Origin of the sequence: Paenibacillus sp. FSL H3-0469, assembly GCF_038051945.1 — a bacterium.
Lineage (GTDB): Bacteria > Bacillota > Bacilli > Paenibacillales > Paenibacillaceae > Paenibacillus_AQ.
The window spans coordinates 358,557-378,952 of record NZ_CP150302.1 but is presented as its reverse complement, the minus strand read 5'-3'; the positions used below and the strand labels follow the sequence as shown (position 1 = coordinate 378,952).

Sequence of the window (20,396 nt, the reverse complement as noted above, 5' to 3'; positions counted from 1 at the left end):
TTCAACCTGTACTTCTTTTTGCAGCTCAATCTGCGGTTCCGTCTCTGCTTGCGGTGCTGTCTGCGATTCAGTAACCAGGAATCCGTCCTTCAGCGTAAAAATCCGCTGCATTTGTTCAGCCACCTTATATTCATGAGTTACGACAATAAATGTCGTCTTCATCGTCCGGTTCAGGTTCAGCAGAATGCCGATAATCTCCTCCTCGGTCTTGGAATCCAGATTCCCCGTCGGTTCATCGGCGAAAATGACCGACGGCTCTGTGATGAGTGACCGGGCGATACTGACCCGCTGCTGCTGTCCTCCGGAGAGCTGTGAGGGGAAGAGATCCGCCTTGTCGGGAATCCCTACCTGCTCCAGCAGTGCAAGCGCCTTAGCCTTACGGGCCCTGGGAGAGACCGACTGGAAGACCAGCGGCAGCTCCACGTTCTCACGGACCGTCAGGCTGGTAATCAGCTCATACGCCTGAAAGATGAATCCGATATTCTTGCGGCGGAACTCGGCAAGCTTATTCTCACCCATTTTCACAATGTCCTGATCAGCAATATAGATATGACCTTCTGTGGGCTTCATCAGGCCGGCCATCAGGTTGAGGAGCGTTGACTTCCCGGAGCCTGAGCTGCCCAGCAGAGCAACCATTTCTCCCTTTTTGACAGCGAAATTGATTTTATGAAGAACGGAGGTCCATTCATTACCGCTTTTGTACGAATGCGTAATATCTTCAACACGCAACATGGAAGCTGCTCCTTTTTTAAAAATACAAGAATGTTTTAGTGGAGTAAATGACGATTATTCCTCTGTCTTGTTCGGAACCACGTTAGTGACTCCGAAGGCCTGGCTGCCCAGCAACAGACGTTCACCCTGGAATTCATCATAGAAGGCTAACTTATAAGCTCCGCCGTCCATCGTCTTGTACACGGGTCTGCTGAGAGAGAAGGAATACTGGTTATTCGTCCCTTCAATCAGGTCTGTGCCCAGGGTAAGAACCTTCTCGGTAGCGATGCCGAACGGATCGGTAATCTGCAGAATCAGCTTATGCTCCAGCACACCTGCATCGTACAGGTTATCCTTTCTCAGGCTGTAGTTCATCGTGATGTCCAGGGTATCGGATGACTTCATCCGCTTGCCTTGAGAGGTCAGGACAGAAATCGTATAAGGATATAGTACCGTTGATTCCAGCGTATTCTTCGGTACGTTAGCCTGCGGATTCAGCTGAAGCGCAGCCACATTGACGAATCCGGTCGCTTCTTCCTTGGCCTCAATCAGCTTGCCTTCTTTGATACCGGAACCGAGGTAAAGCGAGACATCCGCGAGATCCGTAGCCTTGGGCACCTTGGCCCATAAGACCACGAGCTGCTTGGCGCCCGGAGATGCGCTGTTCTCCGACTGGCTGGTGCCTGCTTCGAAATATTGGCCGTCCTTGGTCTTATAGTAAGCCTGGAGACGGGCCATTTTGCTCTGTCTTTTCTCTTCACTGCTCAGATAGAGCTCTGTGTATACCAGATTGTGGCTTTCCCCTTGATAGATCGTAGTCCGGTTCTCCTCGACACTGGCCGTTTTGCCTTTGCCGCTAATGATGTAGCTCTTGCCCTTCTCGATGGTCGGAATACTGTTAATCGAGTTACTGATGCTGACATCCATGAACGGGACGGTCTCTGAATTCTGTGTGCCGTTCAGGGCAATCCGCATATCCTGGAACTCTGAGGTATAGGCAATTTTACCGAGTACATACAGCTCCACTGACTTCCCTGGCGCAAGAACAGAAGAATCCTTATTGTCCATATACAGCTCGGTAGTCACGGGCAGACTTTCTTTATCCAACTTAATGGTTCCCTTCAGCTCAGGCAGCGTAAGAGACACGTTCTGGGTATTAGTGATTCTCAATTTGGCAGCCAGGATATCATCATCTCTCCAAGGATAGCGCTGCAGAGACACTATGCTGTACGAGAAGGAGCCGTATGAATTCGTGGTCATATACTCCTGGCCGGACGTGACTTCCGTACGTAATGCATATGGAATGACGAAGTAGGCTACCGGGAAAATCATTTTGGCAGTCGGTGTTGCAGGAGCTGCAGTGGACGGAGTGCCGGTATTCCCTGTATTTCCGGTGGACTCGCCGGTTCCGCCCGGTTCTGGTGCACTGATGCTCTCAGCGCCTACCGACTCTATCATCATAAGCTGCAATCCGGATTGATCGACTTCAAGCGGGATGCGGACCGTAAGCGGAACAATTTTGGTCTCTAGCGGTTTGAGGGTTACTCCGCTTACACCTTTGGAATTCACCGGAAAAACCTTACCCTTGACCGATTTGACCGCCAGGTCGTAGCTTGGCAGGGTTACCGCCTTGTTGCCGGTATTCTTAAGCTGCATCTGGAACGTCCATACCGCATCTGCATCCTGTGCGTACACATTAGCGTTGCGGAGCAGCGTGTCTACTGTGTTGTTATTGACTACTATCTTTTTGACTACACCGCTGCCCACTACCAGATTAGGCGAGCTTGCTGCCGGCAGCTTATAAGAGGACTTAGCCAGCTCCAGCTTCGCGGTCTCATCCTTCTTCGTGAATTGCAGCTTCATATTATCTGTTTTGAGATAGGCCGGGATTTCGGTAATGTAATAAATGCTCCGCTTCTCCTGCGGCTGAATACTGTAATCCGCCTGTGTGCCGCTCAGCGCCAGCTCGAAAGAAGTGCCGCTGGCAGATACCAGATACGCCGAATAGCCCGGATCACTGAGGACTTTATTGCCCTTATTGGTTAGACTGACTCCTACTTTGGCATAGACCTTGCCGCTGTATTTATAGAGCTGGAGAGAGTCTGCGCTGGCTGCGACAGGAATGTCGTTCATGATTGTACTTAAGCTTGTTCCAACTGGAGCCGTTGTTGAATAATTAGCGGGCACTCCAAAAGATCCCGTCTGCTTCAGATACCCTTTCGTCTTGGCATCCCAGACCAGCATCGAGATTTTGATCCCCTGCAAAGAGGAGGTTTGTCCCACATTTACATAATAGGTCACGCTAAGGCTTTCTTTGGCGCCGACTTTCTTCTTCAGGGCATCCGCACCTAAGGGATTCCCCGGAAGCACTGACCCTCCCGGAGTGACCACACGTGAGAAATAGTGCATTAAGCTGGCGCTTGAATTCCCGGAATTTGTATATTTAAGTGTGTATGACAAAATGCTCCCGCCAGGCTGGCTCCATATGTTGATATTCTCCAGTACTGCGGTCACTCCGGCACCCATGGGAACGGAATTGAACTTGAATGCCGCCGGAGCGGATACTGCGGGAGGCTTCGCCGCCGGGGCTGCATGTGCAGCAGGCGCAGTGATACTGCCAGCCACCTGGCCGGCAACGAGCGAACTCACCAGCAATGCAGCATATGTAACTCTATACTTTCTCATTTATTTCCCTCCAGATGTATTTACTAGCAATAGTATAGTTGCTCGGCGCGTGGAATTTGTATCCACTTTGTAACCCTTTGTTGCCATTTGTAACTTTCTGTCACACAACCAAGACTATCGCGGCGAGAATACTGCCATAAATGTAACAAACTTTCTTGATACTTGGTCCTAAAAAAGCTTGATTCTATGAGTTGAAGGAACGTCTGTATTGGTTCGGCGGCATCCCTTCTAACTGTCTGAACACCTTGATGAAATAACTGGATTGCTGAAAACCGCTCTGCAGCGCAATTTGCGAAACAGACAGCTTGGTGGAAGCCAGCAGCAGCTTGGCCCGGGCCATCCGGCAATCGCTTAAATACCGGTTCGGCGTCTTGCCCATAATGCTGCGGAACAGGCGGAGAAAATGGTAGCTGCTATAACCGGCAAGGCTGGCCATGGACTCCAGCGTCCAGGGCCGCTCACACTCACTGTAGATCCTGTCGGCGGTAAGCCGGATGGAATGCCGGATCTCCAGCGGAACGGAGCCGTGAAGCGGTTCGGAGTTCTGCATCAGCGTAACCAGTATCTCATAGAGCAGTGTAGAGAGACGGGGTTCACTCCGGGTCTCATAGCCTGCGCTGAGCCGGTACATTTCCTCGAAGAGCGCTTCATAGCCGCTGGCGGGATCGAAGTTGAAGAAGTAGCCGCGTGACTGATCCGCTTCCTCCAGCATAGTCAGAGGCATCGCCGTGGCGAAGTGCATCCAGCGCACATCCCAGGCGGCTCCGGGATCAGAACCGTACTGCTGATAAGCCCCTCTGGGAAAAAGAAACCCGCTGCCCCGCCTCATGGATATCCGCTCCCCTCCCTGAAATACATACCCTTCCCCACCGAAAACCATGTGGAGATTATAGCTGTTCAGGAACCCCTCGCTTCTGCGCTCTGCATGCTCCGGGAAGTCGCTGTAATGCCCCAGCATCTCCGGATAACATACATAGTGGGCATAAGCGGGCTGCGGCAGAACCCAGTGCTTTCTCATGTGAATTTCCTCCTGCTCTGCGCTGACTCAAGCACGCAATATAATGATATAATAGCAATATTCTGTTATATAAGTGGATACACTGCTGATAATACAATAGATTTGTAGCTTAAATAAAGCATATTTTTACACTTGGAGGTTAAGATGAAGAAACCTGTTGCAGCAGAACGATTTGAACTGGGCGTCTGCTATTATCCCGAGCACTGGCCTGAATCCATGTGGGCTGACGATTACCGCCGTATGGTTGAAACCGGATTCACTATTGTACGTCTTGCTGAGTTCGCCTGGTCCATTTTTGAACCGGAAGAAGGCGTGTTTCAATATGATCTGTTTGACCGTGCGGTCGATATGGCTCACAGCCACGGGCTGGAGGTTATTCTGGGAACGCCTACGGCCACTCCGCCTGCCTGGCTTACCGAGAAGTACCCTGAGGCTCTCAATGTTACTTATGAAGGTGTGACGCTACAGCACGGCATGCGCCGCCATTACAATTACAGCAGTCCCAAATACCGCGAGCTCTGTGCCCGAATCGTAACGAAGCTCGCTGAACATTACGGCAATCATCCGGGTGTTGTCGGCTGGCAGATTGACAACGAGCTGAACTGTGAGATCAATGTATTCTACTCGGAGAGTGATCATCAGGCCTTCCGCCTTTGGCTTCAGGACAAGTATGTCACCCTGGACAAGCTTAATCAGGCTTGGGGCACGGTGTTCTGGAATCAGACCTATACGAGCTGGTCACAGGTCTGCCTCACCCGGCCTACCCCTTCACCGAACCAGCCGAACCCTCACCAGGCTCTGGATGAGAAGCGCTTTATCTCTGATAACACCATCTATTTCGCCAAAATCCAGGCAGATATCCTGCGGAAATTAGCCCCTAACCAGTGGGTTACCACGAACGGTCTGTTCGGGCATCTGGACAGCCATGAGCTGAATGACGAGCTGCTGGATTTCTTCAGCTATGACTCGTACCCGCAGTTCTCCACCATCGGCTTCGATCCGGCAGAGGTGAACCCGATGCTTGACCGCGGCTGGGGATTGTCCCTGTCGGCTGTACGTTCGGTCAGCAGCAACTTCTGTGTCATGGAGCAGCAATCCGGTCCGGGAGGCTGGGTCAACCGGCTGGACATGCCTTCACCGAAGCCGGGACAAATGCGGCTCTGGACGTACCAGTCCGTCGCCCACGGCGCTGACATGCTGCTCTATTTCCGCTGGCGGACCGCCACGATGGGCAATGAGATCTATTGGCACGGCTTGAACGACTACCATAACCAGCCTAACCGGCGGGTGAGAGAAGCGGAGCAGATCGGACGCGAGCTGGCAAGCATCGGGCAGCAGTTCATCGGCAGCCGGACGCAGGCGAGCGTTGCAATCGTACGTGATTATGACAATGAGTGGGACGGGGAATATGATGTCTGGCACGGCCCGTTCATGTGGCAGAGCAACAAGGAATGGTTCAAGGCTCTGCAGCGGAAGCATATTCCGAATGACGTTCTATACCTGCGCAGCCATACAACCCTTGCAGAGCTTGCCCGTTATGAGGTGCTGGTCTACCCGCATCCGGCGATTATGACCGATGATACAGCGGCCCTGCTGGACCAGTATGTACAGCAAGGCGGGAAGCTCGTCTTCGGCTGCCGCACAGGCTATAAGGATATTACCGGACAATGCTACATGCGGCCTTTTCCCGGAGCGGCACAGGAGCTGTGCGGGGTAACGGTTGAAGAATTCACGCTGGTCAAAGGAACGCGCAAGCCTACCTCCATCCGCTGGAACCATGATCCTGAGGCGCTGACCGGTGCAGATGCCTTCAATGACATCCTGCAGGTGGAAGAGGACAGTGTAGAGGTTATGGCAACCTATGCGACCGACTACTATGCCGGCAAACCGGCAGTAACCCGTAACACCCGGGGCCAAGGCGAAGTGTGGTATTACGGCGCCGTGTTCAATGAGCCTGCTGTGCTGCAGATGCTTGGCAGCCTGGATCTGGTCTCGCCAGCCGCAGATTGGGCGGAGCTGCCGCCAGAGGTTGAATTGCAGATTCGCTCCACAAGCGAAGACGCCTCTACAGGTGTCGCCTTCCTGCTCAACTACAGCGAAGAACCGGCACAGATTGTGCTTAAGACAGCCAAGACGGATCTCTTAAGCGGCCAGACCCTGTCGGGGAGCTATACGATGGAAGGGTTCGGCGTACTCGTCTTGAAATAACCAAGAACTCCAAAAGGGTTCCGCTGCCGCAGATCGCTCTGCGGATGGCGGAACCCTTTTCACAGTTTTTACAGTTACAGCTAATATTCCCTTGCAATTCGCTATGAATTATTAGATATTAATACAATGTATTTATTACCGGACCTTAATGAGCCAGTGCTAATCCCGCAGCAGTCATTCGTATGCTGTATGTTGGCGCTGGAGTGATAGCAACTGCATTTTGTACATTAGAATACTGTAAAAAAGACTTTGAAATAGAATCTACTGTATTCTGTACAATTGAATGTTGAGAAAGGGCTATTTTTCATCCAAAACACAACATTCTACTGTATGAAATACAATAGAATCTCATTTCACGGTCAGCTATGCATTTTCTATTGTATAAAATACAATCACATACTTATATGTAAGAGTAGCAGACGGCAGACGGGGCAGGATCGTCCTAATAGCAGCTCAATGTTCATTCTCAGACTTTAACACCCCTGAGGTTCATTTTTTACAGTTTTCAAGCTATCCCTGTTCTAGTCATTATTCCATTACCCGGAAGGAGCATACCTATGAAACCAGAATCCATTCATCAGGAGCCGCTATCCGGCGGCAGCCTGGTTACAGATAGCCCCAATGTGCCGAAGAGCAGCGATACGTTCTGGCAAGGGGTCAAGGACTGCCTCCCCACTCTGCTCGGTTATCTCAGTATAGGGTTCGCCGCAGGCGTTGTGGAGAAAACAGCGGGGCTGACCCTTGCCGAAATCGCCATGATCTCAATTATCCTGTATGCCGGTTCGGCCCAGTTTATTGCCGCTGGTATGATTGCCGCCGGGAGCAGCGCCTCCGGGATTGTCATTACGATTCTGCTGGTTAACCTGCGTCATCTGCTGTTAAGCGCAGCATTGTCGCCGTACTTCCGGCATCTGACCCCGCTGCGCAACCTGCTGATCGGCTCATTGCTCACCGATGAGACCTTCGGCGTAGCCATTCAGAAGAGTGCCGCAAGGAAGCAAATCAGCGAGAGATGGATGCACGGCTTGAATATTACCGCTTATCTGAACTGGTTCCTGGCCAATATCGCCGGCGCTATTCTCGGTCAATGGATATCCAGCCCCGAGAAGTGGGGACTGGATTTCGCCCTTCCGGCTATGTTCATCGGACTGCTGGTCCTGACCATTATGGGACGGCGCAAGTATAGACTGGATATCACTGTCGGAATAGCAGCTGCTGCGGTGGCCGTGCTCGTCTCTGTGCTGTGGTCACCCAGTATGGGTGTCATAGCTGCCGCGCTGGTAGCCTCAACGATTGGAGTAGTGATGGAACAATGGAAATAAGACTTGATATTGCTATAATCATTCTCGGAGCCGCGTTCGTTACCTTCATTCCGCGTGTCCTTCCGCTGATGCTGCTAAGCCGGATCACGATCCCGGAATGGGGCATGCGCTGGCTGAGCTATGTGCCGATTGCAGTCATGGCTGCTCTGGTTGCCCAAGAGCTGCTCGTAAGCGGCGGCAGGTTCGCAGTCCTGTCCACCAATGTGGAGCTAATCGCCGCCCTCCCCACCTTCTGGGTAGCCATCAAGACCCGCAGTCTGCTGGCCACTGTAATAACCGGTATTGTGACGCTGATGCTACTGCGTCTGCTGTTCTGACTCTGTTGACTGATACGCTGTACGATCCCATTCAGACTAAGGGCGTTAATGTTGCATATCCTCCAGTTGCAATATTCTCTTAATAAAGCTGCTACAGCTTCAACTGCTCCTTAAGCGCTGCCGCCTCAGCGGCAGTAAGTTCAGGCAGCTCTTCCTCGGTATAGCGGGCCTTATTATATAGGCCGAGCAGCCGGTCTTGGGCGGGTTGACCGCTGCCAGCGTGCTTGTTCGCACGCTTCTGGCCTTGCGCTTGCGACCAGGCAGCTACATCCGCAGCTGTCTCCTGCGGGGTCAGGTAGGGCTTCACCTCATACCCTTCCGCATGTCTGGCCCGCAGCCAGTGCCGGTAGAGCCAGCGGATGCGCTCGCGGCTTCCGCCCATCCCCTCCCAGCGGTCCCGGCGGCTGGCTGGTGTCAGCTTGGAACGCACGTACTGGCGGAAGTCCTGAACAGTCTGCTCCCAGTTGAACAGGCTGGTCTCCTCATCCTGATACCCCGAAGCCGCTGGCGTCTCTCTGCGCAGCAGGGACAACAGCCTGTCCATCGCTCTGCGCAGGATGCCTCCTGTATTCCTGTATAACCAACGCAGGATAAAATAGAGTACCGCAAGAATAGCTGCCGCTCCTAGAATATAGAAGCCTATATTTAGAATCATCGACAGCAAACCCGGTTCACCCGGCTCCGCTGCAGGCATGGGAGGGATGGCCTCAGGCGGTGCTTCTGCTGGCGGTGTCTCCTCGGGACCGGAGGATAGCCGGCTGATCCAGGCGAAGAATGCCCGCGTCATATTCCATAGCAGCATTCCTAGCGCCTTACCGCCCCCCGCCGCAAGCAGTGCGGCCAGGATAATGAAACCGGCCACGAACATCCGGTTATGCCTCCGAAGTCCTTGTGGCAGATTTCCTGCACCTCCGTTCAAAGAGCTATACCGCAGGTGTGTGCTGTTCGTAGCCAGCAGTGCCAGGATCAGGCATAAGCTGCCGCTCCAGGTGAGCACCGCTGCACTCGGCTGGAGACCGGGTATGCGCGAGAAGACAATCGAAGCGACAAAATAAAGGATAATCCCGCTGATATACAGCCACAGCCGGTTCCCCCGTGTGGCTGCCGTCATACCAAGGAAGGCAGACACTGCCGCTCCGGCTGCCAGCGGAAGGCCCATAAGTGTCAGCGTACCGGTTAAAGCAACTGTAATAGCTCCGAGAACCAGCGCCGCCAGCAGCTGCTTCCAGCGGCGGTTGCATATCTTCCGCAGCAGTACACCAGCTGCGGCCAGTACCGGCAGCAGATAGATCCAGCGCAGCGCCTCGGCCTCCGGCTGGAAATAAGTCTGGAGTACCAGCCATACGGGGAGCAGCAGCAGCCATTCGATGAGGGCTGACATCCATATGGCGAAGTTTTCTTTGAAGGCATCCGGGATTCGGGAATTCATAGCTCACCGCCCCCTTCTGCCGGAATATCCAGCCATTCTACACCGTTCCCGAGGAAGCTTAACCCTGAGGCAGCCAGCTGCAGCTCTGCCCCCCGGTGGCAGGTAATGATCAGATAATCCATATCTCCCTCACCCTTATCCGCTTCAATCTCCATCAGCCTGCTCATAGGCACGGTCCGGTCCAGATTCAGTCTGGCCAGCAGGCCAAGGAACTCCTCTGTATGGGCTATGGACCAGGTGTCCACCGAATCTCTCGCCCCGCTGCCGTCCAGTCTTCCATTGCTGAGCAGCCGGACCTCAATACCGTGGCTGATCGCATACTCGGCTACAGTCGCCGCATAGCGGATACCCAGCTCTATGCGCTGCACATCGGTAACATTTCTCCACATGGACTCACTGGTCTCCACGTTCAGGCAGATGACCAGCCGGGAATCGGCGGTGTAATCCTTTTGATGCACCTGCATCATTCCCGTCCGGGCTGTTGCTTTCCAGTTAATGCTCGCCAGGGAATCCCCGGCGCTGTATTCTCTTGTACCGGCGGTCAGGAACGGATCTTCGACAATCCAGCGCTTGACCGGCAGCTCGCCAAGCCAGCTGTGAACAGGCAACGGAAGGTCATGAAAACGCAGCAGCCCGGGATAGACCAGCAGCTCCAGATGAAGCGGGAAGGTCTTGGCGCTGCGGCTCAGTCCGAACAGATCGCCGGTAGTCATGGTTGCCGTCTCCAGGACGAACAGCCCCCGCTCCCTGCAAGTGATATTATGGCGCCGTTTGATATGACGGTAAGACCTCAGGAAGAACAGGCTGACATGATTCTGTGAAATCTCACCGCTGCTGATGCCTAGATTCTCCTGGTTATCGAATTCCAGCCCCTTGGCTATGCTCGATTCCAGCCGCAGCCAAGGCAGCGGCAGCAGCTTCTTGTTCATAATCTCCTCAACCATCTCTACCTGTTCACCGGCGTACACCGCTTTGGCAGAGAAGTAACGGGTATAGGTGACCTTCTTCAGTGCATTCCGGTCATAGACCAGCGAGATCAGGACCAGCAGGATGAACGTGCTTGCAATGAACCACGGCAGCGACATGGATCACTCCACCCTTCCGCCCCTGGACAGGACCGCAGGCTCAGCCGGCACCTCAATCTCACGCAGCACCTGAAGCACGACCTCTGCCGACTGGCCTTCGCGGACTCCGGGACCGCGCTGGAGAATCAGCCGGTGTGCCAGCACTGGAACCGCAACCTCTTTGATATCATCCGGGATACAGTAGCTTCTGCCCTGGATCAGTGCATACCCCTGCGAGGCGCGCAGCAGGGCGAAGGCAGCCCGGGGGCTTGCCCCCAGCCGGACCGCCGGGGAGGTACGGGTGGCCTCAACCACGCGCATCATATAAGCGAGCAGCTCGTCACTGACGGCAACCTCCGCAGCCAGGCGTTGAATATCCTGAATCTGCCGGGCCGTGGCCACCGCAACGGTATCCTCCAGCGGGTTATTTTGGCGGAATCTCCGGAGGATATGTATCCCTTCCTCAAATGTCGGATACCCGCTGGTAATCCGCATCAGGAACCGGTCCAGCTGCGCTTCAGGCAGCGGAAAGGTCCCTTGGCTGTCCACCGGATTCTGCGTAGCAATAACCAGGAACGGCCGCTCCAGCTCATGCGTCACTCCGTCTATCGTAATCTGCCGCTCCTCCATACACTCCAGCAGGCTGGACTGGGTGCGCGGCGTGGCCCGGTTAATCTCATCCGCAAGCAGAATGCTGGCAAATACCGGCCCGGGGCGGAATTGAAATTCGCCGGTCTTCTGATTATAGTAATTGATGCCGCTTAAGTCGGACGGCAGCAGGTCGGGCGTGAACTGAATCCGCTTGAACGTGCAGTCCAGGGAACGGGCCAGTGTTTTGGCGAGCAGCGTCTTTCCGGTGCCGGGAACATCCTCCAGCAGCACATGACCATTCGCCAGCAAGGCGGTCAGCAGCAGGTTCACGCCGCCCTCTTTGCCGACAATAACTTGCGCCAGATTACTTCGGATCGATCCAATTAGAGCGGTTGCTTCTTGAAGATTCATGAATAATAACACCATCCTATTCCAAAAAAAGGTATGTACATATAAGCTAATCATACCAGAAAGCGTCTACATTATATAATAGCTATATAAGACTCACTGAGGCTTTGAACCTGAAGCATGGTCGTCACTGCGGTGAACATTTGGACTTCCAGCCGCTGTTGTCACCCAATTTCTTTGATTTTATCCGCTCTTCGCGGTTGAAATCGGTTGACAAAGGCGGACGCTGCCGCTCTTCCAGTTCCAAATTTCCCCTCCGCTTCTTTTACTTTTTTGTTATTTTTTTTAGTTCACCTTATATAGAACGCACAAATAAGGAGCCGTCATCCGGCTCCTGTTCAACTCAACAACTCAAATTATCATATAATACCTGTGCTAAAAGCCCATCACCGGATGAGGCACATACGGCTCCTCAAGCCGGCGGATTTCCTCATCGGTGAGGATAACCGATACCGCTGCGGCGGCATCCTCCAGATGGCTCATCCGGGTTGCTCCGACAATCGGCGCTGCAACAGGCTTCTTCTGTAGCACCCAGGCCAGTGCCACCTGTGCGCGGGGAATTCCCCGCTGCTCCGCAATCTCCTTCAGCCGCAGGGCCACCAGCCGGTCCGCTTCCTCCGTCTGTGAATACAGCAGCTTGCCGAACTGATCACTCTCCGAGCGGGTGCTCGTCTCCTGCCAGTCCCGGGTCAGGCGGCCGCGGGCCAGCGGACTCCACGGAATGACACCGATCCCTTCCGCTTCACACAGCGGCAGCATCTCCCGCTCCTCCTCCCGGTACAGCAGGTTCACATAGTTCTGCATCGACACGAACCGGGTCCATCCATGACGCTCTGCGGTATGCAGTGCCTTAAGGAATTGCCATGCAGGCATGGAGGAAGCGCCGATGTAGCGGGCTTTGCCCGCTTTTACCACATCATGCAGGGCTTCCATCGTCTCCTCAACCGGCGTGGACGGGTCCCAGCGGTGAATCTGATACAGGTCCACATAATCTGTGCCCAGCCGCTTCAGGCTGTGATCAATTTCGCTCAGGATGGCTTTGCGCGACAGTCCTCCGCCATTGGGGCCGGAACGCATGCGGCCATGCACCTTGGTAGCCAGCACAATCTCGTCACGGGAGGCGAACTCCTTGAGGGCCCGTCCGACAATCTCTTCACTGGTCCCATCCGAATAGATATTAGCCGTGTCGAAGAAATTAACCCCCAGCTCCAGCGCTTTGCGGATAAACGGCCGGCTCTCCTGCTCATTCAGCGACCAGGGATGACTCCCGCGCTCCGGCACCCCATAGCTCATACACCCCAGGCAGATCCGTGATACATCCAGTCCGGTCGTTCCCAGCTTCACATAGTCCATAATCGGCAGCATCCTCCTTGTAGTAGAAGTAGATCCTATGAAATCGATTATAGTATACCTCTACAGCGCCCGAATGGAAAATCTTCCCGATGCCTCTTAGGACAATGGCTGTTAGTTCTGGATAAAAGGCTTCAGCTTCTGCAGCAGCTCCTGCAATTGCTCTGAACAATTTCCGTACATCTGCTTCGCCGCCTTATTCTTCGTAGACAGGCCGAACAGCTCCAGATCGGCTTCGCATTTCTTCAGCAGCGCATAGAGCTGCGGTTTATCCTGCGGCTGCGGCACCTTCACATTGTCGGCATAGAGATCCACGGTAAGCTCACCGTAAGAGTCCACCTGGCCGAGGAAGACATCCTTCACGGTCAGATTCAGCTTTTCCAGCTCGGTCTGCAGCCACTTCCGGGACAGATTCAGCGTATCCAGAGGCTCGTCCAGAATCTCACCATCCATAATCACAGCGAGCGTCTCCTTCTCCGGGGCGACCTTTATTCCCAGATCCTTGGGGGTGAAGGGCTGATTCTCCTTGGTCAAAAGCACGTTAATCGCACCATCCGACTCCATAATCGCAAATTCCACATCGGCCACCTTGAAGACATCCTTTTTGCGCAATTCCTCCAGCAGCTCATCGACGCTCAGACGCTCTTTTTTCATATTATTCTCCAGAATCTTGCCGTCCTTAATCAGCACCGTCGATTTGAAGTCAATGAAATCCCGGGCCTTCTTGCTCTTAATCTGCAGATATTCGATTCCCAGCGAGCAGGCAACCCACACGCCTAAGGCAATCAGGCCCAGATGCCAAGTCTTATCCGTGTCCAGCGAGATATAAGCCGCCAAGCTCCCCACCGTAATTCCCGTAATATATTCAAAAAAAGACAGCTGCGAAACCTGCCGTTTACCGAGTATCTTGGTTAGAAAAAACATTACGACCACTGCAAACAAGGTCCGCAGGACAACCTCCAGCGCTTCAGGCATTCGAATAACCCCCTGTGTTGTGATATTTCATGCTCTGTGTGCTCAGGCATTCTGCTTCAGTATTTGTCAAACCAGGGGGGAATTAACCATAAGATTTGTGCGGGTTGGTTATATGTCTCATGAGTCTGGAGTATTTTTCCAGAATATGAGCTGCGGGAATGCAGATACTAGAATCCGTGGATGATGATCCATTTCTATAATATGGAGGAGGGAAAGCCTGATGACTGTCGCCTCACAAGTCAAGACCTGCGTAGCTTCGCTGAAGAGCGCCCAGGCCAGTCTGGAGCAATTCGCCATGGAGACACAGAATGAGGAAGCCAAGACTCTGTTCACCCAAGCGGCCGAGCAGACTCAGCAGATTGTCCAGCAGGTGGAAGGACGCGTAACCGAGCTGGAAAAGGAAGAACCGCAGTACCGGGGCTTCTAGCCCGGACGGATAGAATGAAGAACAGGCTGATCTTAACGTAGCGAATTGTGCTGCGGGGATCAGCCTTTTTGTCAGGAGGAGATGTTATGTGTTATCGCTTAACGGCATCCACAATCAGCGAGACAAAACCTAACCTTCCCTCTGTGTTACGGTGGTCAAAGCGCCTGGAACGGTAGATAAATCCTCCACCCTCATCCCAGTGGTGATAATGAAACTGCCCGGATTCATCGCAATATTCCAGCAGTCTTACCTCATATCCGGCGGCTATGAACATGCTGCGAAGTGTAGTGTAAGTATGTACAATACGGTGGGATGCAGCCGGATGATCCAGGGGACCCGGTCCCCCGACCTGCACAATCATCTGATAAGCTTCATCTGGAAAATACCCGTCCGGCACAGCACAGCGGATATACCCGCCAGGTGCCAGATAAGGATAGCAGATACTTGCCGCCCGTATCCCCTCCTCATACGTCAGATGCTCCCAGACATGCTCCGCAAGGATGGCTTGTATGGAGCTCTTCTTGAACCTGACGGCCCACTGTTCTTCTTGCAAAAGATTAAGCTCCCTCTCCTCCGTATGCAGCCATCCCTGGTTATGCCGGCTTCCACCGCTGCCAATTACAACTTTTAACTGCTCAACCATCGCGATCCCCCTTGTTCGTTACATCCACTATCTGGTATTTATTCTAAGCTTCATTACACAGATCTGGAATGCAGCGATGTGAGGAGGATATGGAGTGATGTGACTTTCAATTACGCATGTATTAATCAGACTGTCATTGATAATAGTTATCATTTAAAATGAGTTGTAGACAGATAATAGAGGGGAATAACGCATCATGCACATCAGCAATCAATTATTACTTTGGGATCAGGCTGCAATTACGCTGCTAAATATCCGGCAGAAGGAGTTAGCGCAAGGCGAAGTTCTTCCTCCATTTATAATACCTGCCAATCTATTTTTGCTATCGGTACAAGGAAGCGCACAAGTTCAGGCAGACCAGGCTGAGTTTGCTTGTACAGGATTTCAACTTTTGCATTGCGGCGAAGGGGCAACCCTAAGCATCGTTCCCGTAAACGGCAAATTTATTTACTATATTATTTATTACAAATCCTTGCTTCATGAAGCGAATCCTTTTCAAGAGCTGTATTGTTTTAGGCCTGAGGCTCCTCTTTCACTGTATAACAAAATTCAGCAGATGCATCAGAAATGGGATCAGCCGGAAGAGCGTCTTCAGGTAAAAGCACTTTTTTACCAGTTCGTTCATCTGACGTTACAGGAACTCCGCCTGCAAGAGCATGAGACCGAGGTCAAAATAACTTCGATTGCAGTGCAGATAATCACTTATATCCGTGAGAATTATGCGGAGCCTATTACCTTAGATTCACTTGCGGAAGTGTTCAATTTCAGTGCTTATCACCTGTCATCCTTATTTAAGGAGCATACCGGCATCAGTCCGATAGATTACTTAATCCGCTACCGGCTTGACCTTGCATCAGAGCTTCTAATGACAACTAATGCTTCTGTCGGGGAGATTGCGGCAAGCATAGGGTATAAAGACGTATACTATTTCAGCAGAATTTATAAAAAACGAAAGGGTGTAGCCCCTGCTCATCATAGAAATAGGGAGCTGCGGCAGCACAAAGTTGCTGAAAGTCCATTAAACTTCCCCATATCCTCTATTTCTGAACCTCGTGCGGATCTGTATATTAATAATGATAATCATTATCAGAATACAGATAAAGGGGACATACATATGTTTACATCAAAACCGACCAGATCTGTGGCCATGGCTGCTATCCTGCTCTGCGGCTCCCTCCTGCTCAGTGCTTGCTCCAACGGGAACAATAACGTAAATCAGGCAACTCCGGCTGCCTCGCTAGAAAGTTCTAAGACAAGGATCGTAGCCACACCAAGAGGAGACATTGAAGTACCCGCAGAGCCGGTAAAAGTGGCGGCAGACCAATATATGGGTCATTTATTGAAACTGGGCATTGTCCCTGTCGGTGCAAGAACGTTCATGCTCGACGAAGGCTGGATGGACAAGGCGGAGATTCCCCAAGAAACACTCGAAAGAATCGAAGATCTGGGGGAATTCCCGATGAATCTGGAGAAATTGACCATGCTGGAGCCAGACCTCATTATCGGTTCGATTGAAGATTACGTTGACCCATATGAGAAGATCGGCACCACTGTTTTTCTGCCATACTGGGAAGAGCTGTCAACAGCTGGTCCGCTTGATAAATTCAGAAGAGTAGCCTCGATATTCGGAAAAGAACAGCAGGCAGAGGATTGGATTGCGGAATACGAACAGAAGGTTATTGATGCAAGGTCAAAGGTATCTAACGTCATGAAAGAAGGGGAGACCGTATCCATCGTTCAATTTGCCGAAAAAACAGTATATGTGTTAGCAGCAACGGGCGGAAATTACGGTTCCTCCACTATTTACGAAATGCTGCAGCTGCCGCCAACAGAAAGTGCCTTACATATGAAAGAGGGGTTCGAATCGATCTCCCTTGAGGTGCTGCCTGAATATTTAGGAGATTATATCTTTGTATATAATGGCGATGCTGAGATTACAAACCAAGCAATGGAAAGTGATATATGGAAAAGTGTACCTGCCGTGAAGAATGGCAAAGTATTTTTATACGGGGATCATTATCATGATGAATTTGTCATGGAGGACCCCTATTCTTTGGAGCAGCAACTGGATACGGTTGTGAATTTGTTATTGGGGACGGATAAATAATTAGACCAACAAGCAGATTAGTGATCTGTGAAGACGGCGGTAAAAGAAAAAGCATGGGGCTTTCCCCATGCTTTTTTGCATTCCATTTTGCTTCCCGTGCTAAAATCCCCTACGCCTTCCTCCCCGTCAGCTCAGCGCCCTCTATGAATTCGGCAATGCTCAGCTTGCGGCCTGTCCGCGCACTCTCCAGAGCCCCCAGCACCATGGCCATACTGTAGCGGTTATCGCGGCAATCTGTCTCGGCCGGACGGCCTTCGGCCAGCGAACGGAACATTTCATCGAGGCAGCCCTGGTGGAAGGTCTCCTCCATCCGTACCTCCGGCGCTTCCAGCCGCCCATATTCATGGAGGAACTGGCCGGAGTGTTCACTCCCGGCACTAATCACCTCGGCATACGGCAGATCCCGTCCATCCCAGATCGCAGCTCCCTTTTCACCCTGCACCCGCCATGAAGCTTCCCAGGAGGTAGGCGCGCCTTCCGCACACCAGGAGCCTTGATAACAGAATACGGAGCCGTCCGACATTTCAAAAATACAGACCGCCGCCGCTTTCCCCGCATACCACGATCCCGGCGGATTGAACTCCTGGCAATACACGCTTACCGGATCAGCGCCGCTGATATAGCGGGCCTGATCGAAAGTGTGGATCGCCATATCCAGCAGCAGCGGGCTGTCCATCGCATCCCGGAAACCGCCGAAATGCGGAGCCAGGAAGAAATTCGCGCTGATAGAGCCTGTCCGCCCTATCACCCCTGACGTTATCAGCTCCCGCAATGAGCGGATGCGCGGATCATACCGGCGGTTCTGCATCACCGCATGGCTTCTGCCGGTACGTTCAGCAATGCTGACGATCGAGTTGCACTGCTCCATCGTCTCCGCCAGCGGCTTCTCCGCGAACACATGGCAACCGGCCTCAAGCGCGCTGCTGGCAATATTGTAATGGCTGGCGGGCACCGTCACATCGAATACCAGATTAGCCGCTGTATCAGCAATTGCCTGTTCCACATCAGTAAATACAGGGCAAGTTAGCCCGTGCTTCTCTGCCATGGCCAGAGCGGACTCCCGCCGGATATCCACGAGCGCTACAATCTCTATTCCATCAGCATGCTTCAGAGCATAGCTGATCCATTCATTAGCCATAGCCCCGCAGCCCGCCACAACCACACGATGTCCTGCTGTCATCACGCTCTCCTCCAAGTTACACCGGGTTCGGGATGAAGCTGCCGCCCCGGCAGGTTTTGAGATAATTCAGTGCATGGACCTGACCGGTCATCTCCAGATCGTCACGATAGACAGGGTCATGCCAGCCTTCAATATCAATCGTGCCCTTGTATCCGGCTTGACGGAGAATCGAGATCACATCTGTCCAGTTGGTATCCCCGAAGCCCGGCGTCCGGTGCCACACATAAGGCTTAGGTCCGTGGATTCCGTATTCCTTGATAATATCCCAGGCGATGGTTGCGTCCTTGCCGTGGACGTGGAAGATCTTGTCCGTCCATTTGCGCAGCTGCGGGATCGGGTCAATCAGCTGCACCATCTGGTGGCAGGGCTCCCATTCCAGGCCGAGATTATCGGCATTCACCGCGTTGAACATTTTCTCCCAGGCAGTAGGGTTATGAGCAATATTCCAGTCCCCTGCCCGCCAGTTCCCATCCATCGAGCAATTCTCAAAAGCGATCTTGACCCCGCGCTCCGCCGCCCGCTTCGACAGCTCACCGAACACCTCCGCGAACTTCGGAATCGACTCATCTATAGATACGCCGGGCAGACGTCCAGTGAAGCCGGAGACCAGATCCGTCCCGAACAAGTGGGCATGGTCGATCAGCCGTTCCCAGCTGGCAACCGTATCTGAATTGTCACCTGTCCCTGTAAGCGGATTCCCGAATATGCCGACGGAAGAAATCGTGAAATCATGCTCCGCAGCCAGTTCACGCACCCGTGCCGCGGTTTCTGCCAAATCAGTAGTTCCTGTAGTCTGCCAAAAGGTTAAGCTGAAGGATTCGAATCCATGCCCTATAATCTGCGGAATAACTCTGACCGCATCCCCGCCTCCAACCAGTGTTCCGATTCTTAATGTATCCTGCATCTTGTATGCCACTCCAATATTGGTTTATAGTTAATGCAACATTCCTAGTATATCGCTCATTTTGGGCAAAATCTCTACTTATCTTGTGCTAAACTAGCTGAATCTTGCGGGAGTTGAATAAAGATGACCTATCCGAAGGAACTTAAGGAATATCCAAGGCTGGAAGAGAAAACGTATCCGTTCCGTCTGTTCTTCAACAACTGCCGGGAGGTATCTCCTGAACAGAACATCCTGTTTCTGCACTGGCATGAGCATTTCGAGATCATCATTATGCGCGAAGGTCAGGCCATTTTTCATGTGGACAGCAAGCCTTATGAAGCCGGGCCGGGGGATGTCCTGATGGTGCCGTCCGGCGGGCTTCATGTCGGCTATAGCCAGTGTAGCGGTGACCTGTCGTATGTCTCAATTGTGTTCCATGCCTCGCTGTTCAAGGACAGGAACCAGGATTCCCAGCATGAGCAATTCGTAGCTCCATACCTTAATAATCTGAATCAATTCCCTGTTATGCCTGCCGCCCAGCAGCCTGAATGCGCCGCGTATTATCATTTGCTGGAGCGGGTGATTGCCGAAGTGGAGGCCAAGCAGCCGGCTTTTCAGCTCGTGGTGAAGAATCAGCTGCACCTGTTCTTCACCCTGATGTCCCGGGCCTTCCCGGCCCGGCAGCGCAGCGAGCGGGAACAGGGGGAACGGGGCGGCGTCCACCGGGAGCGCTTCAAGCCGCTGCTCGAACACCTGGAGAACCACGCAGATCAGAAGATGTCGATTGAGGCCGCTGCCAGGTTCGTAAATTTGAACCCTTTTCATTTCTGCAAAACCTTTAAGAAGCTCACCGGACGGACATTCATCGATTATGTGAATTTCTGCAGAATGGATAAGGCGCAGCGGCTGCTGCTGGAGACGGACCTGACCATTACCGAGATTTCAGGCCGGGTCGGCTGTGACAATCCGAATTACTTCACCAAGCTGTACAAGCAGTACAAGGGTCTGACCCCTTCCCAGGCACGGAAACAAGAGTAAATCCAAGTGGACACTCCGGCCGACCATCAGGCTTACGTGG

Annotated in this window: 16 protein-coding genes and 1 pseudogene; 6 read left to right on the top strand and 11 right to left on the bottom strand. The window is 52.7% G+C overall.

Annotation, left to right across the window (positions count from 1 at the left end):
• Positions 1 to 66: 66 nt before the first annotated feature.
• The 3 genes and pseudogenes from NSS83_RS01755 to NSS83_RS01745 all read right to left on the bottom strand — a co-directional run.
• A pseudogene (locus tag NSS83_RS01755) lies at positions 67 to 732 on the bottom strand (ABC transporter ATP-binding protein); the annotation flags it as partial.
• 54 nt (positions 733 to 786) lie between these two features.
• Positions 787 to 3,396, bottom strand: a complete 2,610-nt coding sequence (locus NSS83_RS01750) for a hypothetical protein (protein ID WP_341186044.1) — start codon at positions 3,394 to 3,396, stop codon at positions 787 to 789.
• Between the two features lie 184 nt (positions 3,397 to 3,580).
• Positions 3,581 to 4,414 carry an AraC family transcriptional regulator gene (locus tag NSS83_RS01745; protein ID WP_341347547.1) on the bottom strand — a complete coding sequence of 278 codons (834 nt, stop codon included), beginning with the start codon at positions 4,412 to 4,414 and terminating at the stop codon, positions 3,581 to 3,583.
• Positions 4,415 to 4,558: 144 nt separating this feature from the next.
• Here NSS83_RS01745 and NSS83_RS01740 point away from each other — a divergent pair, with 144 nt between their 5' ends.
• From NSS83_RS01740 to NSS83_RS01730, 3 genes are all read left to right on the top strand, one after another.
• Positions 4,559 to 6,622: a beta-galactosidase gene (locus NSS83_RS01740; protein WP_341347546.1), complete on the top strand. Its 2,064-nt coding sequence runs from the start codon at positions 4,559 to 4,561 to the stop codon at positions 6,620 to 6,622.
• 557 nt (positions 6,623 to 7,179) lie between these two features.
• Complete coding sequence (locus tag NSS83_RS01735) at positions 7,180 to 7,944, top strand: AzlC family ABC transporter permease (protein ID WP_341347545.1); 765 nt, start codon at positions 7,180 to 7,182, stop codon at positions 7,942 to 7,944.
• Positions 7,935 to 8,261 carry an AzlD domain-containing protein gene (locus NSS83_RS01730; RefSeq protein WP_341347544.1) on the top strand — a complete coding sequence of 109 codons (327 nt, stop codon included), beginning with the start codon at positions 7,935 to 7,937 and terminating at the stop codon, positions 8,259 to 8,261. The genes NSS83_RS01735 and NSS83_RS01730 overlap by 10 nt, the downstream gene beginning before the upstream one ends.
• 91 nt (positions 8,262 to 8,352) lie before the next feature.
• Here NSS83_RS01730 and NSS83_RS01725 read toward each other — a convergent pair whose 3' ends face one another.
• The 5 genes from NSS83_RS01725 to NSS83_RS01705 form a co-directional block, all read right to left on the bottom strand.
• On the bottom strand, positions 8,353 to 9,690 hold the full coding sequence (locus NSS83_RS01725) for a hypothetical protein (RefSeq protein WP_341347543.1): 1,338 nt from the start codon (positions 9,688 to 9,690) through the stop codon (positions 8,353 to 8,355).
• A complete protein-coding gene (locus tag NSS83_RS01720) occupies positions 9,687 to 10,775 on the bottom strand; it encodes a DUF58 domain-containing protein (protein WP_341347542.1) in 1,089 nt (362 codons plus the stop codon). Before NSS83_RS01720 ends, NSS83_RS01725 begins: the two co-directional genes overlap by 4 nt.
• 3 nt (positions 10,776 to 10,778) lie before the next feature.
• Positions 10,779 to 11,756 (bottom strand): AAA family ATPase, encoded by a 978-nt coding sequence (locus NSS83_RS01715; protein WP_341186053.1) that lies wholly within the window; start codon positions 11,754 to 11,756, stop codon positions 10,779 to 10,781.
• 372 nt (positions 11,757 to 12,128) lie between these two features.
• Entirely contained in the window at positions 12,129 to 13,106 is a 978-nt protein-coding gene (locus NSS83_RS01710) for an aldo/keto reductase (RefSeq protein ID WP_341348700.1), read from the bottom strand.
• 111 nt (positions 13,107 to 13,217) lie between these two features.
• Complete coding sequence (locus NSS83_RS01705) at positions 13,218 to 14,078, bottom strand: DUF421 domain-containing protein (RefSeq protein ID WP_341186054.1); 861 nt, start codon at positions 14,076 to 14,078, stop codon at positions 13,218 to 13,220.
• A gap of 220 nt (positions 14,079 to 14,298) precedes the next feature.
• Between NSS83_RS01705 and NSS83_RS01700 the strand changes: the two genes are divergently transcribed.
• Positions 14,299 to 14,505 (top strand): DUF1657 domain-containing protein, encoded by a 207-nt coding sequence (locus NSS83_RS01700; protein WP_341025047.1) that lies wholly within the window; start codon positions 14,299 to 14,301, stop codon positions 14,503 to 14,505.
• Between the two features lie 91 nt (positions 14,506 to 14,596).
• Here NSS83_RS01700 and NSS83_RS01695 read toward each other — a convergent pair whose 3' ends face one another.
• On the bottom strand, positions 14,597 to 15,148 hold the full coding sequence (locus NSS83_RS01695) for an SAM-dependent methyltransferase (protein ID WP_341186055.1): 552 nt from the start codon (positions 15,146 to 15,148) through the stop codon (positions 14,597 to 14,599).
• A gap of 196 nt (positions 15,149 to 15,344) precedes the next feature.
• Here NSS83_RS01695 and NSS83_RS01690 point away from each other — a divergent pair, with 196 nt between their 5' ends.
• Positions 15,345 to 17,255 carry an AraC family transcriptional regulator gene (locus tag NSS83_RS01690; RefSeq protein WP_341347541.1) on the top strand — a complete coding sequence of 637 codons (1,911 nt, stop codon included), beginning with the start codon at positions 15,345 to 15,347 and terminating at the stop codon, positions 17,253 to 17,255.
• A gap of 109 nt (positions 17,256 to 17,364) precedes the next feature.
• On the opposite strand, the gene NSS83_RS01685 is transcribed toward NSS83_RS01690, so the two are convergent.
• Both NSS83_RS01685 and NSS83_RS01680 read right to left on the bottom strand, forming a co-directional pair.
• A complete protein-coding gene (locus tag NSS83_RS01685) occupies positions 17,365 to 18,435 on the bottom strand; it encodes a Gfo/Idh/MocA family oxidoreductase (protein WP_341347540.1) in 1,071 nt (356 codons plus the stop codon).
• A 16-nt stretch (positions 18,436 to 18,451) separates the two neighbouring features.
• Positions 18,452 to 19,339, bottom strand: a complete 888-nt coding sequence (locus NSS83_RS01680; protein ID WP_341186058.1) for a sugar phosphate isomerase/epimerase — start codon at positions 19,337 to 19,339, stop codon at positions 18,452 to 18,454.
• Positions 19,340 to 19,462: 123 nt separating this feature from the next.
• Here NSS83_RS01680 and NSS83_RS01675 point away from each other — a divergent pair, with 123 nt between their 5' ends.
• Positions 19,463 to 20,356 (top strand): AraC family transcriptional regulator, encoded by an 894-nt coding sequence (locus NSS83_RS01675; protein ID WP_341347539.1) that lies wholly within the window; start codon positions 19,463 to 19,465, stop codon positions 20,354 to 20,356.
• Positions 20,357 to 20,396: the final 40 nt, after the last annotated feature.

Bases quoted from the DNA above. Each gene is read 5' to 3' on its own strand.
- NSS83_RS01750 (WP_341186044.1), bottom strand. From the start codon at position 3,396: ATGAGAAAGTATAGAGTTACATATGCTGCATTGCTGGTGAGTTCGCTC.
- NSS83_RS01745 (WP_341347547.1), bottom strand. From the start codon at position 4,414: ATGAGAAAGCACTGGGTTCTGCCGCAGCCCGCTTATGCCCACTATGTA.
- NSS83_RS01740 (WP_341347546.1), top strand. From the start codon at position 4,559: ATGAAGAAACCTGTTGCAGCAGAACGATTTGAACTGGGCGTCTGCTAT.
- NSS83_RS01735 (WP_341347545.1), top strand. From the start codon at position 7,180: ATGAAACCAGAATCCATTCATCAGGAGCCGCTATCCGGCGGCAGCCTG.
- NSS83_RS01730 (WP_341347544.1), top strand. From the start codon at position 7,935: ATGGAAATAAGACTTGATATTGCTATAATCATTCTCGGAGCCGCGTTC.
- NSS83_RS01725 (WP_341347543.1), bottom strand. From the start codon at position 9,690: ATGAATTCCCGAATCCCGGATGCCTTCAAAGAAAACTTCGCCATATGG.
- NSS83_RS01720 (WP_341347542.1), bottom strand. From the start codon at position 10,775: ATGTCGCTGCCGTGGTTCATTGCAAGCACGTTCATCCTGCTGGTCCTG.
- NSS83_RS01715 (WP_341186053.1), bottom strand. From the start codon at position 11,756: ATGAATCTTCAAGAAGCAACCGCTCTAATTGGATCGATCCGAAGTAAT.
- NSS83_RS01710 (WP_341348700.1), bottom strand. From the start codon at position 13,106: ATGGACTATGTGAAGCTGGGAACGACCGGACTGGATGTATCACGGATC.
- NSS83_RS01705 (WP_341186054.1), bottom strand. From the start codon at position 14,078: ATGCCTGAAGCGCTGGAGGTTGTCCTGCGGACCTTGTTTGCAGTGGTC.
- NSS83_RS01700 (WP_341025047.1), top strand. From the start codon at position 14,299: ATGACTGTCGCCTCACAAGTCAAGACCTGCGTAGCTTCGCTGAAGAGC.
- NSS83_RS01695 (WP_341186055.1), bottom strand. From the start codon at position 15,148: ATGGTTGAGCAGTTAAAAGTTGTAATTGGCAGCGGTGGAAGCCGGCAT.
- NSS83_RS01690 (WP_341347541.1), top strand. From the start codon at position 15,345: ATGCACATCAGCAATCAATTATTACTTTGGGATCAGGCTGCAATTACG.
- NSS83_RS01685 (WP_341347540.1), bottom strand. From the start codon at position 18,435: ATGACAGCAGGACATCGTGTGGTTGTGGCGGGCTGCGGGGCTATGGCT.
- NSS83_RS01680 (WP_341186058.1), bottom strand. From the start codon at position 19,339: ATGCAGGATACATTAAGAATCGGAACACTGGTTGGAGGCGGGGATGCG.
- NSS83_RS01675 (WP_341347539.1), top strand. From the start codon at position 19,463: ATGACCTATCCGAAGGAACTTAAGGAATATCCAAGGCTGGAAGAGAAA.